The following is a 15,471-nucleotide window of genomic DNA, read 5'->3' as shown; positions in this document are numbered from 1 at the left end:
TCACAGCTCCTTGAGCACGGCGGGCTCCAACCGGCGGAACGACCACCAGCCGGCGGCCAGCACCAGCAGGCTGCCGACGATCGTCGTGACGAGCAGCCGGGCGTCCGGGAACTCGTCCGGGTACCAGATCGCGTGGTGCAGCTGGAAGATCCCGACCAGCGGGTTCAACTCGTACACCACCTTCAGCCAGTGCGGCAGGCCGGACTCCCGGACCAGGCTGAGCGGATAGATGATCGGCGTGGCGTAGAAGAGCACCCGGATGATCAGCCGCATCAGCCGTTCCACGTCGCGCATCAGCACGTTCCAGGCCGACAGCAGCAGGGCCAGCCCGATCAACAGCACGGCCTGCACGGCCACCGCCAGCGGCAGGGCGAGCAGCGACCAACCGGGGTGGATCCGCCCGTGCGCCGCGTAGATCACCGCGATGGCGGCGAGGATCGGCAGGCCGGCCGCGTACTCGGCGAACCGACCGCTGACCCGGCCGATCGGGAAGACCTGCCGGGGCACGTTCATGGTGGTGATCAGCCGGGACTGGCCGGTCAACGCGTTGGTCGCCTCGCTCAGCGCCGAGCTGGTCCACATCCAGGCGAAGATGCCGGTGATCAGGAACAGCGGGTACGACCCGGCCGCCTCGCCGAGGTGCCGACCGGTGTCGCGGGAGTAGAGCACCCCGAAGACGAACCAGTAGATCGCGCCCATGCCGAGCGGCTCGATCAGCGACCAGAGGTACCCCAGCACCGACTGCTGGTACTTCACCGCCAGGTCCCGTCGGACCAGGATGCGCAGCGAGTTGCGGTGCGACCACAGGGCCGCGACGCCAGAGGTCACCGCCGCCTCCCGCCTCCTGAAAACGGACGCCAGGTTAGCAGTCGGTGAACGAATGCCCTGAATCGACCAGCTTCAGCACTCGATCACGTTGACGGCCAGACCGCCACGCGCCGTCTCCTTGTACTTGACCTTCATGTCGGCGCCCGTCTCCCGCATGGTCTTGATGACCTTGTCCAGCGAGACCGCGTGCACACCGTCGCCGCGCAGCGCCAACCGGGCGGCCGTGATCGCCTTGATGCTAGCCACGGCGTTCCGCTCGATGCAGGGGATCTGCACCAGGCCACCCACCGGGTCACAGGTCAACCCGAGGTTGTGCTCCATCCCGATCTCGGCCGCGTTCTCCACCTGCTCCGGAGTGCCGCCGAGCGCCTCGGCCAGCCCGGCCGCCGCCATCGAGCACGCCGAGCCGACCTCACCCTGGCAGCCGACCTCGGCACCGGAGATCGACGCGTTCTCCTTGAACAGCACCCCGATCGCGCCGGCCGCCAGCAGGAACCGCACCACCCCGTCGTCGTCGGCCCCGTCGACGAACCGGCTGTAGTAGTGCAGCACCGCCGGGATGATCCCCGCCGCGCCGTTCGTCGGCGCGGTCACCACCCGACCCCCGGCCGCGTTCTCCTCGTTCACCGCCAAGGCGAACAGCGTCACCCAGTCCATCGCGTGCAGCGGATCGGCCGTCCCGGCGTCCGCCTCCAGGCCGCGCCGCAGCTCCGCCGCGCGCCGCCGGACCTTCAAACCCCCCGGGAGTACGCCGTCCCGCTCGCAACCCCGCTGCACGCACTCCCGCATCACCCGCCAGATCTCCAGCAGGCCCGCCCGGATCTCCGCCTCGCTGCGCCACGATCGCTCGTTGGCCAGCATCACCTCGCTGATCGACAGCCCGGTGGCGGTGGTGACGTCGAGGAGTTCCGCCCCGGTCAGGAACGGGTACCGCACCCGCGTCGTGTCCGGCTTGATCCGGTCCGCGCCCGCCGCCTCCTCGTCCACCACGAAACCGCCGCCCACCGAGTAGTAGGTGCGGGCCCGGACCTGCTCCCCGGCGGCGTCGAAGGCCGCGAAGGTCATCCCGTTCGGGTGGTACGGCAACGACCGCCGGCGGTGCAGCGTCAGATCCCGATCGGGGTCGAAGTCGATCTCGTGCGCGCCGAGGAGGCTGATCCGCCGCTCGGCACGGATGCGCTCGACGCGCGGACCGACGGTGTCCGTGTCGACCGTCTCCGGGGCCTCGCCGGCCAGCCCCAGCAGCACCGCCGGCCCACTGCCGTGCCCGTGCCCGGTGGCGCCCAGCGACCCGAACAGCTCCGCCTGCACCCGTGCGGTGTCGGCGAGCAGACCGTCGGCCTTGAGCCCGGCGACGAACGTCCTTGCGGCCCGCATCGGCCCCACGGTGTGCGAGCTGGACGGCCCGATGCCGACGCTGAAGAGGTCGAAAACACTGATCATGGCTGCGCTTCCTCGGCGTCCGCCCGGGTGGGGATTCCGCCCTGTCGTGGCCGCCGGTCGGCAGCCCCGCTCGTGGCCGCCCGGTCGGGTGGCCGCCGGTCACCCGGGGTGTGGGTGCCCGACCTGTCAGCCTACCTGCCCAGCTCACCCCTTACCCCAGCACGGCAGCCCGGCCACCCGATCATGGCGGCCCGGCCGGCCGGGCGTCGAGCGGGTGCCGCACGGGTAAGTACCTACGGGTCCACGGGTCGCCGATCCTCCTCGGGACCGAGGGCGGAGCGGCTGCCCCTTTCTACCGTGGATTGCAGACGCGGCGCACCGCCGCAGAGTGGGAGTACGACGATGAGTCGCAAACTGGTTCGGCCCCGCCAGGGGCGCATGCTCGCCGGTGTCTGCGCCGGCCTCGGTCAGCGGTTCGGCATGTCCGCCGGGATGGTCCGGCTGCTGTTCCTGCTGTCCCTGCTGCTGCCCGGCACCCAGGTGGTCGTCTACCTGATCCTCTGGATCCTGATGCCCAACGAGGACCGCTACCTGGCCTCCACCGGCCACTGACCCCACCCCCTGGCGTCGGGGCCGGCCGGCCGGCCGCAGCCAATCACAACTTCGGGGATACTGCTGCTTCCCCACCGTCGGAGGCAGCAGGATCCCCGAAGTTGCGCGGATCTTGGCAGCCCATCGCTCGCCCTGCCCTTGATCCACTCGACATCGCCGATGTCGGGCTTTCCGGGGGGCGGTGATACCCCGAGATCGGCGAAGTGGAGTGGATCATCCCGATCGACGGCCCGGCGGACCGCGCAGCGGCGGCCCGGCGGACCGGGCAGCGGAGGCGGACCGGGCAGCCGGGGCGGCGGACGGGGCAGCGCCCGCCTCGACCATCGTCGGGGCGGGCGCCGCTTCAGACCAGAGCGCCGGAGCGCTGCGTAAGAGGGCTGGGTCAGGGGGCCGTGTAGGTGACCGTGACCTGCTGGTAGCCCAACGAGCGCAGCAGCCCTTCCAGCATCTTGCGGGTGTTGGCCTCGGCGCGGGCGGAGAGCCCGCTGTCCCGGGCGGCGGCGGTGATCCGCTCCTCGGCCAACTGGTAGATCTGCTGCTGCCGGTTGGGGTCGTTGCCGACCAGGTCACCGATCCGGTTGAGCAGGCCACGCTGCTCGGCGAAGACGTAGCTCTTCTCCATGTCGAGGTTGGTCTCACCGAGCTGCGGGGCGGGCAGCTTGATCTCGACGGACTTGCCGTCGGCGGACTGCACGATGGCCCCCTCACCGATCTTGGTGAAGTCGACGTACGCCTCGACGCTGCCCGCCCCGACGAACAGGGTGCGTTCGTTGAGCAGGAAGTCCGGGACGTTGCGCCGGTCGTTCTGGGTGTCGACCACGACCTGGAAGTTGCCTTCGGCCGCCACGTAACGGCTCAGATCCTGGATCGACTTCAGCAGCGGCGGCTGGCTGCGGTCGGTCTGCTCCTTGGCGAACGGGTTGCGGAAGTCGGGCAGGAAACCGGTCGCCTGCACGCCGAGCAGCACCACCACGGCCAGCGCGGCGGCACCGAGCAGCAGGAGCAGCCCACGGGCCGCACCCCCACCCGCACCCCCGCCGGTGCCGCGACCGTCGGGGCCATCCGGCCCGCCCGGAGTCGGGTCGGGTGTCGCGGCCGAGCGCTCCCGGAGGTCGTCACCGGTCGGGTAACCGGGGAACTCCCTCGTGGGCTCGTTGATGTCAGCGTCGCGAGCCATCACACTCACCGTCCTCGTCAGACACGTCGTCTGTCAATGACGGTACGGCCCCCGTACGACAGGCGCGCGGCGAGCGGCGGGAATGCGTAAACGGGCAGGTCAGGCGAAGGCGGAAAGCCCGGTGAGGCGCTGGCCGACGATCAACTGGTGGATCTCCGAGGTGCCCTCGTACGTCAACACGCTCTCCAGGTTGTTCGCGTGCCGCAGCACCGGGTACTCGCCGGAGACGCCGTTGGCGCCGAGGATGGTGCGGCACTGCCGGGCGATGGCCAGGGCTTCCCGCACGTTGTTCAGCTTGCCCACGCTGACCTGGTCGGGGCGGAGCCGGCCGGCGTCGGCGAGCCGGCCCAGGTGCAGCGCGAGCAGTTGGGCCTTCACCAGCTCGACGGCCATGTCGGCGAGCTTGGCCTGGGTGAGTTGGAACCCGGCGAGCGGCCGACCGAACTGGGTGCGCGTGGTGGCGTACGCCAGGGTGGTTTCCAGGCAGTCGCGCGCCGCGCCGACGGCACCCCAGACGATGCCGTGGCGGGCCTCGGTCAGGCAGCTCAGCGGGGCCTTGAGCCCGACGGCCTCGGGCAGTTGGGCGGCGGCCGGGAGCCGGACGTCGTCGAGCGAGATCTCGCCGGTCAGCGACGCGCGCAGGGACATCTTGCGGCGGATCTCGCGCGCCGTGACGCCGGGCGTGTCCATGGGTACGGCGAAACCGCGTACCCCGTCGTCGGTACGCGCCCAGATCACGGCCACGTCGGCGATCGGCGCGTTGGTGATCCACATCTTGCCGCCGGTGAGCATCCAGTCGTCGCCGTCGCGGCGGGCGCGGGTGGCCATGGACCCCGGGTCGGAGCCGTGGTCGGGCTCGGTGAGGCCGAAGCAGCCGATCGCCTCGCCGGTGGCCATCGGCGGCAGCCAGCGCTGCTTCTGCTCCTCGCTGCCGTAGCGCCAGATGGCGTACATCGCCAGCGAGCCCTGCACCGACATCAGCGAGCGGACACCGGAGTCGGCGGCCTCCAACTCCTGGCACGCCAGCCCGTAGGCGACGGCGGACGCGCCCGCGCAGCCGTACCCGCTCAGGTGCATGCCGAGCAGCCCGAGCTTGCCGAACTCCCGGGCCAACTCGCGGGCCGGCACGCGGCCCTCCTCGTACCAGTCGGCGACGTGCGGGCGGACCCGGTCGTCGACGAGGCGGCGGACGACGTCGCGGATCTGCCGCTCCTCCTCGGTGAGCGACGGGTCCAGGTCGAGCAGATCGAGGGCAGTCATGCCGCCACCTTAGTGAAGCCTCAGCCCGCGCCGCTCACTCGACGGCCGGCGTCGCACGCTCGACGGCCGCGCCGCTCACTCGATCGGTTCGGAGAGCACCAGCACCCGGGCGTGGATCTGGTTGCGTTGTTGCAGCGCGGCGCGCAGCGCGCGGTGCAGCCCGTCCTCGAGGTAGAGGCCGCCGTTCCACTGCACGACGTGCGGGAAGAGGTCGCCGTAGAAGGTCGAGTCCTCGGCGAGGAGCTTGTCCAGCGCCAACTCGCGCTTGGTGGTGATCAACTGATCCAGGCGCAGCGGACGCGGCGGGATCTCCGCCCACTGCTTGAGCGTCAGGTTGTGCTCCGGGTAGGGACGCCCGTCCCGGACCGCTCTGAAGATCACGACGGCACGCTCCCCTCCCCGTGACCGGGCCGACCGACGGCGCCGAGCCGGGCCGCGGCGGGCACCGCGCGGCGCGGCACCGATGACCGTGCCAGCCTAGCGGCCCCGCGCACGCGACGTTCTGCTCCCTGATGTCAGTTTCGCCATCGCTCGTCCGATCCTCAACCGGACGAACGGGACGGCGTGCTCAACTCCACCGGCCGCGCCGCACCACCTCGTCGATTCCACGACGACCACGACGCAACGACGGTGACCGATGGTCGGGTGCCCGGTAACCGATTGTGACGGCACCGATGGGCTGGTACTCCGCCGGCACACCGAAACTCTCCCGGTACGTGGCCAGCCGCTGCGGCGGGATCCCGAAGAAGCACGCCCCCAGCCCCTCGTCCACCGCGGTGAGCAGCATGAGCAGCGCGGCGAAGCCGGTGTCGACGTACCAGTACGGCACCGGCCAGCGGTCCGTCGACCGGTCGGTCCAGCCCTTGTCGGGCTCCGCGTACCGGGTCAGGTAGGCCGACTCGTTGGCGTGCGGCACCACGATGAGCGGCGCGCGGCGCATCCCCGCCAGCCAGCGCTCCCGTCCGCCGCCGTCCGGCGTGGTGGCCGCCCAGAACCGCTCCCGGTCGGCCGCCTCCTCCAGCACCAGGAATCCCCAGCCCTGGGCGAAGCCGGCCGATGGGGCGCGTACGGCGTGGTCGAGCAGCCGGTCCACCACGTCGGGCGGGACCGGACGGTCCGGGTCGTAGTTGCGGACCATCCGCCGACGGCGGACGACCTCGGCGAACTCCATCAGGCCCCGGGACGGATGCCCCAGGCACCCCGCCAGGTCGTGCCGGGCTTGAGCGCGAGCACGTCCCGGCCCGACCGGAACGCGTCCGGCGGGCAGGTCATCGGCTCGATCGCCACCGACCGGCGGTGCCGCTCACCGGTGAGGGCGTCACCGGTGAAGACCTGCCACCAGCCGAACTCCGCGTCCGCCCAGATGCTCACCCCGGATGCGGAGTCCGGCGCCGCCAGGCTCACCGAGGAGCCGCCGTCCGCGTCCCGGATGACCTCGCCGAAGCACAGGTCCAGCTCGGCGTCGCCGATCCGGCGCGGGCTGGTCCAGTCGTACTCGGTACCGGTCACCGGCGTCACGCCGACCGGGAGCAACCGGCCGTCCACCATCACCCGGGTACGCGTCGGTAGCCGCATGACCAGGTCGTCCACGGCGACACCGGGCAGTTGCAGGTACGGGTGCACGGAGAAGCCGAACGGGGCCACCTCGGTGCCGACGTTCGTCACCTCGTGCTCGGCCCGCAGCCCGTCCGCGCTCACGCTCCACCGGCTGACCAGCCGCAGCGGCCATTCGTAGCCGGGCTGCGGCGGCAGGTCGTAGCCGAGGGTCACCGCGTCCGGGGACTGCTCCAACAGTCGCCACGGCACCCAGTTGACCAGGCCGTGGATGGCGACGTGCCGGGCCGGCTCGGTCAGCGCGAGCTGGTGCGTGCGGTCGCCGTACGCGTAGCGACCGTCCCGGATCCGGTTCGGCCAGGGCGCGAGCACCTGGCCGGCGCAGCCGGGGCAGACCTCGTCGACGCCGTACCCGTCGACCAGGTCGACGCCGTCGTGCCGGTACGTCCGCAGCCCGCCGCCCACCTCGACGATGACGGCCTCGTGGCCCGCGGCGGCGATGGTCCACTGTGCGCCGGAGAAGGGGCGCGGCTCGGGGCTTTCCATGCCGGCGACCCTAACCGGTCACGGCCGGTCGCCGCTCGACGCCGTGGTCGCCCGGTAGCGCAGCAGCGCCGGGAAGGCGACCGCGAGCACCACCACGAGGACCGCCGAGGCGAGTCCGCCGGCGACCCAGGCCACCCCGCCGCCGAACCCGGCCGCCATGGTGCCGGCCCGCAGGTCACCGAGGCGCGGCCCACCGGCCACCACCACCGTGTTGACGCCCTGGAGTCGTCCGCGCATCCGGTCCGGCGCGTACACCAGCAGCATGGACTGGCGCAGCACGGCGCTGACCAGGTCGGCGGCGCCGGCCACGGCGAGCAGCAGGACCATCAGCCAGAGCTGCTGGGCCAGTCCGGCGGCGGCGATCGCGATGCCCCAACCGACCACCGCGACGACCAGGCCGACCCCCTGCCGCCGCAGCCGACCGATCCAACCGGAGGTCAGCCCGCCGATCATGGAACCGATCGCGATGGCGCTGTAGAGCAGGCCGACCGAGCCACCCCCGCCGAACCGCTCGTTGGCGATCTCCGGGAACAGGGCCCTCGGCATGGCCAGGATCATCGCGATCAGGTCCACGCCGAAGGAGAGCAGCAGCACGGGCGTGGTGGCCAGGTACCGGAAGCCGTCGATGACGCTGGCCAGGCCGGCCCGGCGGACCTGACCGTCGGCGCTCGGTTCGGGCGGCAGCGCCGGCAGGCGCAGCGCCGCCCAGAGCATCGCGGTGAACAGCACCGCGTCCAACCCGTACGCGATGGGCAGCGCCACCCGCGTGTCCGACGAGGTGGAGAGGATGAGGCCGGCGGCGAGCGGGCCGGCGACCGACGCGGCGGTGAAGGTCGTGTAGTTGAGGGTGCTGGCGGCCGGCACCAGGTTGTCCGGGACCAGCCGGGGCAGCATGGCGCTGCGGGCCGGCGAGGTGATCGCGAACGCCACCGACTGCACCGCCATCAACACCAGCAGCAGCACCGGGCTGCCCACGTCCAGCAGCGCCTGGACCAGCAGCCCGAGGGTGGATGCCCAGAGCAACAATGAGCCGCCGAGCAGCACGGCACGGCGGTCGCGGGCGTCGGCGACCGCGCCACCCCAGAGCCCGAAGACCAGCAGGGGTACGAACGCGGCCACACCCAGCAGACCGACCCAGAACGAGTCCCGGGTGAGCGCGTACATCTCGACCGGGACCGCGACGGCGGTGAACTGGAAGCCGAACATCGCCACGGTGTTGCCGAGCCACAACCGCCGGTACGCCGGGACGCGCAGCGGGCGGACGTCGATCGCCCAGCGGCGCGCTCCGCGCGGCCGGGCCTCCTGCACACCGGTCACGGCGCCAGCCGCTCGACGATCCAGTCGCCCTCGTCGACGCGACGAAAACGCAGGCGGTCGTGCAGCCGGCCGGCCCGGCCCTGCCAGAACTCCACCGAGTCCGGCCGGACCCGCAGGCCGCCCCAGTGCGGCGGCGGCGGGATGGCGCTCTCGTCGGCGTACCGCTCGGCCACCTCGCGGTAGCGCTCCTCCAGGGTGGCCCGGTCCGGCACCACTGACGACTGCGGGCTGGCCCACGCGCCCACCTGCGACCCGCGCGGCCGACTGGCGAAGTACGACTCGGTCACCGCCGGGTCGACCGGGGCGATCGAGCCCGCGACCACCACCTGCCGCTGCATCGGAAACCACGGAAAGACCAGGCTGGCGTACGGGTTCTCGGTCGCCTCGACGCCCTTGCGGGACAGGTGGTTGGTGAAGAAGACGAAGCCGTCCGGGTCGTACCCCTTGAGCAGCACCGTCCGCCCACTCGGCCGGCCGGCGGCGTCGGCTGTGCCCACCACCATGGCGTTGGGTTCGGGCAGCCCGTGAGCCACCGCGTCGGCGAACCACCTGTCGAACTGGGTGTACCAGTCGGCGGCCAGGTCAGCCTCGGTCAGGCCCAGGTCCGCGGCGTACTCGTTACGCATCGCGGCCGGGGTCGGTGTGTCGCCCGTCACGTACCCACTCCTTCTCGGCGTGCCGACCGGCGCCCTCCCGCGCTGGCCAGACCGCTGCGCCCAGTCTCACCGACCGGCGCGGAGAATGCGCGCCCGGAGATGTCGCGTGCAGCACAGTCGCACTGGGTCGCGTATCCGGTTACACAGCAGGCAAGATGTTCCGAACACATCCCTGAGGGTCGCCTAAGGCGCTCGGCCGACCGGGCCGGATCAGCTGATCGGGCGTACCGACCAGATCCAGGAGAGCGACATGGCCGACTTCAAACCCGGTCTGGAGGGCGTCGTCGCCTTCGAGACCGAGATCGCCGAACCAGACCGCGAGGGTGGCGCGCTGCGCTATCGCGGGGTCGACATCGAGGATCTGATCGGCCAGGTCTCGTTCGGCAACGTCTGGGCGCTGCTCGTCGACGGCCGCTTCGGGCCGGGCCTGCCGCCGGCGGAGCCGTTCCCGGTGCCGGTGCACTCCGGCGACATCCGGGTCGACGTGCAGTCGGCGGTCGCCATGCTGGCCCCGTACTGGGGTCTCAACCAGCTGCTGGACATCTCCGACGAGCAGGCCCGCGAGGACCTGGCCCGGGTGTCGGTGACCGCGCTCTCCTTCGTCGCCCAGTCGGCTCGCGGTCTCGGCCTGCCGGCGGTGCCGCAGAAGGAGATCGACAAGGCGCAGACCATCGTCGAGCGGTTCATGAAGCGCTGGCGGGGTGAGCCGGACCCGCGGCACGTCAAGGCCGTCGACGCGTACTTCATCTCGGCCGCCGAGCACGGCCTGAACGCCTCTACCTTCACCGCCCGCATCGTCGCCTCCACCGGCGCCGACGCGGCGGCCTGCATCTCGTCGGGCATCGGCGCCCTCTCCGGCCCGCTGCACGGCGGCGCGCCGTCGCGCGTGCTGAGCATGCTGGAGGCGGTGGAGCGCAGCGGCGACGCCGAGGGGTACGTCAAGGGCGTCCTGGACCGCGGCGAGCGGCTGATGGGCTTCGGCCACCGCGTCTACCGGGCCGAGGACCCGCGCGCCCGCGTGCTCCGGCGCACCGCCAAGGAGCTGGGCGCGCCGCGCTTCGAGATCGCCGAGGCGCTGGAGAAGGCCGCCCTCGCCGAGCTTCAGGCCCGCCGCCCGGACCGGGTGCTCGCCACCAACGTCGAGTTCTGGTCGGCCGTGGTGCTGGACTTCGCCGAGGTACCGGCGCACATGTTCACGTCGATGTTCACCTGCGCCCGGATGGGCGGCTGGAGCGCGCACATCCTGGAGCAGAAGCGCCTCCAGCGGCTGGTCCGGCCGTCCGCCCGGTACGTGGGTCCGGAGACCCGCAAGCCGTCCGACGTCGAGGGCTGGGGCGCCGTCCCGCACGGCGTCTGAGCTGCTCACCGGGGCCCCGGTCCGACGTACGACGTCGGGTCGGGGCCCTTGTGCGTGCTGGCCCGCCCGGGCACGGCGGTGTGGCGAAGGACTCAGACCGCCGGTCGGGACCCCGGCCGTCGCCGCCGACCCAGGGTGCGAGGATGAGGGCCGGCAGTGTCGCCGGGCCCGCCCTCGCCCTTGCGGAAGGATCTTCAGAACCGTGGCTGACGCACCGATCATCCGGATTCCCGACGAGATCAAGCCCGCCGACGGCCGTTTCGGCTGCGGCCCGTCCAAGGTCCGTCCGGCGGCCGTGTCCGCGCTCGCCGAGGTGGCGACCAGCTACCTGGGTACGTCCCACCGGCAGAAGACGGTCCGCGACCAGGTGGCCCGGCTGCGCTCCGGCATCGCCGAGTTCTTCTCCCTGCCCGAGGGCTACGAGGTCGTGATCGGCAACGGCGGCACCACGGCGTTCTGGGAGGTCGCCACCTTCGGCCTGGTCCGTGACCGGGCCCAGTTCGCCAGCTTCGGCGAGTTCGGCGCGAAGTTCGCCAAGTCGGTCAAGGACGCCCCGTTCCTGGGCGAGCCCACCGTCCGCAAGGCCGACGCCGGCAGCGCCCCGAGCCTGGTCGCCGAGGCCGGCGTGGACGTGTACGCGACCCCGCAGAACGAGACCTCGACCGGCGTGGCCGTGCCGATCAGCCGGGTGGCCGGCGCGGACGAGGGTTCGCTGCTCCTGGTCGACGCCACCTCCGGCGCGGGTGGCCTGGAGGTCAACGTCGGCGAGACCGACGTCTACTACTTCGCGCCGCAGAAGTGCTTCGGCTCGGACGGTGGCCTCTGGCTGGCCCTGATGTCGCCGGCCGCGCTGGACCGGGCCGCCGAGATCAAGGCGTCCGGCCGGTACATCCCGGCCTTCCTGGACCTGGTCACCGCGATCGACAACTCGCGGCTCGAGCAGACGTACAACACCCCGGCGCTGGCCACCATCTTCCTGGCCGCCGAGCAGACCGACTGGATGAACGCGCAGGGCGGCCTGGCCTGGGCGGCGAAGCGCACGGCGGAGAGCGCCGCCACGGTGTACGGCTGGGCGGAACGGTCCACGGTGGCCACCCCGTTCGTCACCGACCCGGCGCTGCGGTCCAACGTGGTCGCGACGATCGACTTCGCCGACGGGGTGGACGCCACCGCGATCGCCAAGGCGCTGCGCGCCAACGGCATCGTCGACACCGAGCCGTACCGCAAGCTCGGCCGCAACCAGTTGCGGGTGGCGCTGTTCCCGGCCGTCGAGCCGGCCGACGTCGAGGCGCTGACCGCGTCCATCGACTACGTGGTCGAGCGCCTCTGAGCTTCGTCACGGTGGGTGTCCGTCAACGCCTCGATGGACACCCACCGTGATCATTGCCGCAGCTCAGTCACGACTTGCGGGGTGTCGCTTCCCCCACCCTGAGACAGATGCGCGTACGGTGGTCCGAGACGCCTGGGTGGCCGACTCGTGGCGTGCGGCCAGCGAAGCGGGACGGAGGCAACGTTATGCGCCCAGTACGCTTCGTCGCCCTCTCCGAGGACGGCCATGCTCTGGTTCTCGCCGACGAGGTCGGGCGGCTGCTCGCCCTTCCCATCGACGAGCGGATCGCCGGTGCGCTGCACGCGGAGCCCGGCGCGACGCCGCTCGCGGTGGCGCCGACCGCCGCCGATCCCGTTCCCTCCCTGTCTCCTCGGGACATCCAGGCCCGCATCCGCTCGGGTGAGTCGGCCGAGGACGTCGCCCGGATCGCCGGGGTGCCGGTCGACCGGGTCCTGCGCTACGCCGGGCCGGTGTTGCAGGAGCGGGCCATGCTCGCCCAGCACGCCCGCCGCACCCGGCTCAAGGGCGCGGAGAAGCCCACCCCGCTGGCCGAGGTGGTCAACGGTCGGCTGAGCCAGCACGGCATCGACACCGAGAAGATCTCCTGGGACGCGTACCGGCGCGACGACGGCACCTGGCGGATCATCGCCACCTGGCCGTCGGGCAAGGCCACCGCCCAGGCCATCTGGGATCTCGACAAGACCCGGCAGGCGGTCACCCCGCACGACGACATGGCGCAATATCTGTGCGCCGAGCGGCCCACGCCGATCCTCGGCCAGGAGCCGGCGCCAGAGCGGAGCGGCCACGGCCTGCCCGGTCCGTCGCGTGGTGAGCCGAGTCGGGGCGGGCACGGACTGCCGGCGGCGTCCGAGCACCCGCGCCCGGGCCGTGATCCGATCCGGGCCGGCCGGGACGCCCTGCTCGCCTCGCTGGACCGTCCACTCGGGTCCTCGTCGGGTCGCGGGCTCGAACCGCGTACCCCGGCTGCTCTTGCCGGTCCGGACGCGCCCCGCCAGCGGCCGGTCGGCGGCGGCGCTGCCGCGCTGCTCGGCGGCGGCCAGGGGTCGGCCTTCGACGACGACTCGGACGCGCCCAAGGAGGTCCCGGCCGTGCCGTCGCTCGCGGTGCTGCGGCCCCGGCGGACCGGTACGGCCGCGGCGGCGGCCGGTGGCGAGACCACCGAGGCCGGCGGCAAGCCGCGCAAGCGCCTGCCGAGCTGGGACGACGTGCTCTTCGGCAGCGGTCCGGCCGCCCGCGAGTCCTCCTGACGTTCCGCGGGGCGGTCGCTGCGTGATCGACTCGGGTTCACGGAAGTCGCGCTGTCAACGCGTGCCGGACACCCCGGTTTCCGCGAACCCGAGTCGATCACGCCTCAGGCAGTAAGCAAATCGCCCAGCCGGTGACGCAGGTTCCGCGCCTCGCGGGCAGAGAACACCACTCGCTGAGTCGCCGTGCGATCGGCGACCGACAACACCACCACCGGCTCGGCTGGCGGTTGACGCGTCTGCGCCAGCGATAGCGAGATGATGGACGCTTCCTGGCGAGGTGACTCGACCAGGAAGAAGCGGGACCGATGTTCGCCACGAGCGTCGCAGCCCTCCCGATCACACCAAGATGGATGGGCGCTGGCGGCCAACAAGCCGGTGGGGTAGATGTGCACATAGCCGCAGGGCCGGTCGACATCTTCACCCAACGGTGTTGTTGACGAGGCAAAACCAGCCATGGCGATCGCGTCAGACGCCGTCTGCGGATGCGCGGAGCAGACGTAGACCGCGCCGTCCAGTGACCCCTCGCCTGATTCGCTGAACGCCGTGTAGACCTCGATGCGGACGACTGCCCGCTCTGCGCAGTTGACCAGCTGAAATGGTAGATCCGTCACGGATCCCACCTTCCCTACAAGATGACGGCCCCGGAGGACTTCGAGCCTCATTATGCCCAACGCCATGGTAAGGCATTTGGCCTAGCATCATCAATGGCAGGTTGGCCTACTTGCTAGCCCGACTGATTTGGCCTAGGGGATCGCCAGCAAAGATGGCCAAGTGGATCTCGAAGGGGCTATGCGCGCGCTGAGGGCCGCCGAGGAAGCGCTACCTCAAGCCGAAGAGCAGGCCGCCCATGCCGCTCGGCAGATCAAGGCCGATGCTCGGAACCGAGTTGAGCGGGCCCGTGCCGATCTGCACAGGACGATGGTGGCGGAGTTCCGAGCCGGCGCCCGGCAAGTCGATCTCGTCAAGCGGACCGGCTACAGCCGCGAACGGGTCCGCCAGATCCTGAGGGCCGCCGGCATCGAGGCGGACTAGACGACCGAGGGTTTTACCGCCAGCCGCCGTTCAAGCCGGCTCGACGAATCAGAGCGGCCAAGCGGCGAGCCGCTCGTAACGCGGGCGTCCGGCCCCGAGCTGGCTACGCATCAGCAGCAGGTCGGTCGCCGGCCACTCCGGGCCCGCGTAGTCGCCCAGGGTGACCCGATCGGCCTCGGCATCAGCCAGGTCAAGGCGGTCGCCGGCCCGGGCTACGGTCAGGTGCGGGCGGAACGGCTTCTCGTCGCACGGCAGTCCAGCCTCATCTAGCCGCTCCCGAACGAGCCGGGCCAACTCGTGCAGCGCCTCGACGTCGCCGCGCACGTCCACCCAAAGAACCGTGCGCCGTCCCTGGCCGAACAGACCACCACCGCCGAGGCTCAGCCGGGGCGCGGCGGACCGACCGTCTCGGAAATGTTCAGCGGCGAGCCCGAGCGCACTCTCCACGTCGACCAGCCGGACGGTCTCGACGTCGCCGAGGAACGCCAGGGTGAGGTGCAGGTCCGCCGGGTCGACGAGCCGCACCCGGGCGCCGGCGGCGGCCGCCGCGCCGACCCGCAGCCGCGCGATCTGCGCGCCGAGGTGGTTGACCGCCTCGACGGGCGGACAGACCGCCACGAAGAGCCGCATCCAGGGGCCGGTCAGCGGTGCCGTTGCCGGTGCCCGGCCCGGGCGGCGGGCAGGGCCAGGCCGGCGGCGTGCAGCACGCCCTCGACGCGTACCCGCTCGATCTCCTGGTCCACGCCGGTCAGCTCGGCCAGGTGCTCGGCGATCCCGAGGGCGCGACAGGCCAGCCGGAGCCGGTCGTCGTACGCCTGGACCACCGCGCCGTGCCAGACCATTGGCCGGCCGATGCCGCCGAGCCGCTGACCGCCGAGGCGGCGCAGGTCGGCGGCGAGCTGTTCCAGGGGACGACGGTCGGCACGATCGAACTCGCTGAGGTCGATGTCCCGGGTCAGCGCGTCGGCCTCGATGGCCCGGTCGAGGCGGGCGATCGTGCGCCGTTCCCGCCGACCCTCACGCCACTCGGCGAAGCCGCAGACCACCCGGTCGAGGATCTCGTCGTAGCAGAAGAGCAGGGCGAACACCGCCGGGACACTGGCCACGGCGAGGAACGCCAGGGCCAGCATCAGCGCGCGTCCGACTCCCAC

The 15,471-nt window shown here is 71.9% G+C and carries 17 protein-coding genes; 5 read left to right on the top strand and 12 right to left on the bottom strand.

Features of this window, described 5'->3' with window-relative positions; genetic code table 11:
- Nucleotides 1-828, bottom strand: a complete 828-nt coding sequence (locus ACN263_RS01150; RefSeq protein WP_422737979.1) for an ABC transporter permease — start codon at nucleotides 826-828, stop codon at nucleotides 1-3.
- 72 nt (nucleotides 829-900) lie between these two features.
- Complete coding sequence (locus ACN263_RS01145) at nucleotides 901-2,271, bottom strand: L-serine ammonia-lyase (RefSeq protein WP_422737978.1); 1,371 nt, start codon at nucleotides 2,269-2,271, stop codon at nucleotides 901-903.
- Between the two features lie 342 nt (nucleotides 2,272-2,613).
- Here ACN263_RS01145 and ACN263_RS01140 point away from each other — a divergent pair, with 342 nt between their 5' ends.
- Nucleotides 2,614-2,823: a PspC domain-containing protein gene (locus ACN263_RS01140; protein ID WP_355049178.1), complete on the top strand. Its 210-nt coding sequence runs from the start codon at nucleotides 2,614-2,616 to the stop codon at nucleotides 2,821-2,823.
- Between the two features lie 382 nt (nucleotides 2,824-3,205).
- Here the strand turns inward: ACN263_RS01140 and ACN263_RS01135 are convergent, their stop codons facing one another.
- From ACN263_RS01135 to pdxH, 7 genes are all read right to left on the bottom strand, one after another.
- Nucleotides 3,206-4,000 carry a DUF4230 domain-containing protein gene (locus ACN263_RS01135; protein WP_422737977.1) on the bottom strand — a complete coding sequence of 265 codons (795 nt, stop codon included), beginning with the start codon at nucleotides 3,998-4,000 and terminating at the stop codon, nucleotides 3,206-3,208.
- A 99-nt stretch (nucleotides 4,001-4,099) separates the two neighbouring features.
- Nucleotides 4,100-5,260: an acyl-CoA dehydrogenase family protein gene (locus tag ACN263_RS01130; protein ID WP_422737976.1), complete on the bottom strand. Its 1,161-nt coding sequence runs from the start codon at nucleotides 5,258-5,260 to the stop codon at nucleotides 4,100-4,102.
- A gap of 75 nt (nucleotides 5,261-5,335) precedes the next feature.
- Nucleotides 5,336-5,641 (bottom strand): type II toxin-antitoxin system VapB family antitoxin, encoded by a 306-nt coding sequence (locus ACN263_RS01125; protein WP_007454850.1) that lies wholly within the window; start codon nucleotides 5,639-5,641, stop codon nucleotides 5,336-5,338.
- A 187-nt stretch (nucleotides 5,642-5,828) separates the two neighbouring features.
- A complete protein-coding gene (locus ACN263_RS01120) occupies nucleotides 5,829-6,431 on the bottom strand; it encodes a nitroreductase family protein (RefSeq protein WP_422737975.1) in 603 nt (200 codons plus the stop codon).
- The gene (locus tag ACN263_RS01115; protein ID WP_422737974.1) at nucleotides 6,431-7,360 is read right to left on the bottom strand and encodes an aldose 1-epimerase family protein; all 930 of its coding nucleotides are present in this window, start codon (nucleotides 7,358-7,360) and stop codon (nucleotides 6,431-6,433) included. Before ACN263_RS01115 ends, ACN263_RS01120 begins: the two co-directional genes overlap by 1 nt.
- 18 nt (nucleotides 7,361-7,378) lie before the next feature.
- A complete protein-coding gene (locus ACN263_RS01110; RefSeq protein ID WP_422737973.1) occupies nucleotides 7,379-8,677 on the bottom strand; it encodes an MFS transporter in 1,299 nt (432 codons plus the stop codon).
- On the bottom strand, nucleotides 8,674-9,303 hold the full coding sequence (gene pdxH, locus ACN263_RS01105) for a pyridoxamine 5'-phosphate oxidase (protein WP_422740902.1): 630 nt from the start codon (nucleotides 9,301-9,303) through the stop codon (nucleotides 8,674-8,676). The genes ACN263_RS01110 and pdxH overlap by 4 nt, the downstream gene beginning before the upstream one ends.
- Before the next feature lie 280 nt (nucleotides 9,304-9,583).
- Between pdxH and ACN263_RS01100 the strand changes: the two genes are divergently transcribed.
- From ACN263_RS01100 to sepH, 3 genes are all read left to right on the top strand, one after another.
- Nucleotides 9,584-10,690 (top strand): citrate synthase 2, encoded by a 1,107-nt coding sequence (locus ACN263_RS01100; RefSeq protein WP_088986659.1) that lies wholly within the window; start codon nucleotides 9,584-9,586, stop codon nucleotides 10,688-10,690.
- Between the two features lie 202 nt (nucleotides 10,691-10,892).
- Nucleotides 10,893-12,020, top strand: coding sequence for a phosphoserine transaminase (gene serC, locus ACN263_RS01095; RefSeq protein WP_422737972.1), 1,128 nt, complete (start codon nucleotides 10,893-10,895; stop codon nucleotides 12,018-12,020).
- A gap of 185 nt (nucleotides 12,021-12,205) precedes the next feature.
- Entirely contained in the window at nucleotides 12,206-13,288 is a 1,083-nt protein-coding gene (gene sepH / locus ACN263_RS01090) for a septation protein SepH (RefSeq protein ID WP_422737971.1), read from the top strand.
- Nucleotides 13,289-13,392: 104 nt separating this feature from the next.
- Here the strand turns inward: sepH and ACN263_RS01085 are convergent, their stop codons facing one another.
- Nucleotides 13,393-13,899, bottom strand: a complete 507-nt coding sequence (locus ACN263_RS01085; RefSeq protein ID WP_422737970.1) for a hypothetical protein — start codon at nucleotides 13,897-13,899, stop codon at nucleotides 13,393-13,395.
- Nucleotides 13,900-14,059: 160 nt separating this feature from the next.
- Here ACN263_RS01085 and ACN263_RS01080 point away from each other — a divergent pair, with 160 nt between their 5' ends.
- Nucleotides 14,060-14,320 (top strand): hypothetical protein, encoded by a 261-nt coding sequence (locus ACN263_RS01080; RefSeq protein WP_422737969.1) that lies wholly within the window; start codon nucleotides 14,060-14,062, stop codon nucleotides 14,318-14,320.
- 48 nt (nucleotides 14,321-14,368) lie between these two features.
- On the opposite strand, the gene thpR is transcribed toward ACN263_RS01080, so the two are convergent.
- Together thpR and ACN263_RS01070 are read right to left on the bottom strand one after the other, a co-directional pair.
- Nucleotides 14,369-14,950, bottom strand: coding sequence for an RNA 2',3'-cyclic phosphodiesterase (gene thpR, locus ACN263_RS01075; protein ID WP_422737968.1), 582 nt, complete (start codon nucleotides 14,948-14,950; stop codon nucleotides 14,369-14,371).
- An 11-nt stretch (nucleotides 14,951-14,961) separates the two neighbouring features.
- On the bottom strand, nucleotides 14,962-15,471 hold the full coding sequence (locus ACN263_RS01070; protein ID WP_422737967.1) for a hypothetical protein: 510 nt from the start codon (nucleotides 15,469-15,471) through the stop codon (nucleotides 14,962-14,964).

The organism is Micromonospora sp. WMMD729 (assembly GCF_049315225.1).
In the GTDB taxonomy this organism is placed as follows: Bacteria; Actinomycetota; Actinomycetes; order Mycobacteriales; family Micromonosporaceae; genus Micromonospora.
Note: the sequence above shows the minus strand (reverse complement) of the source record. Positions and strands in the feature narration are given on the sequence as shown.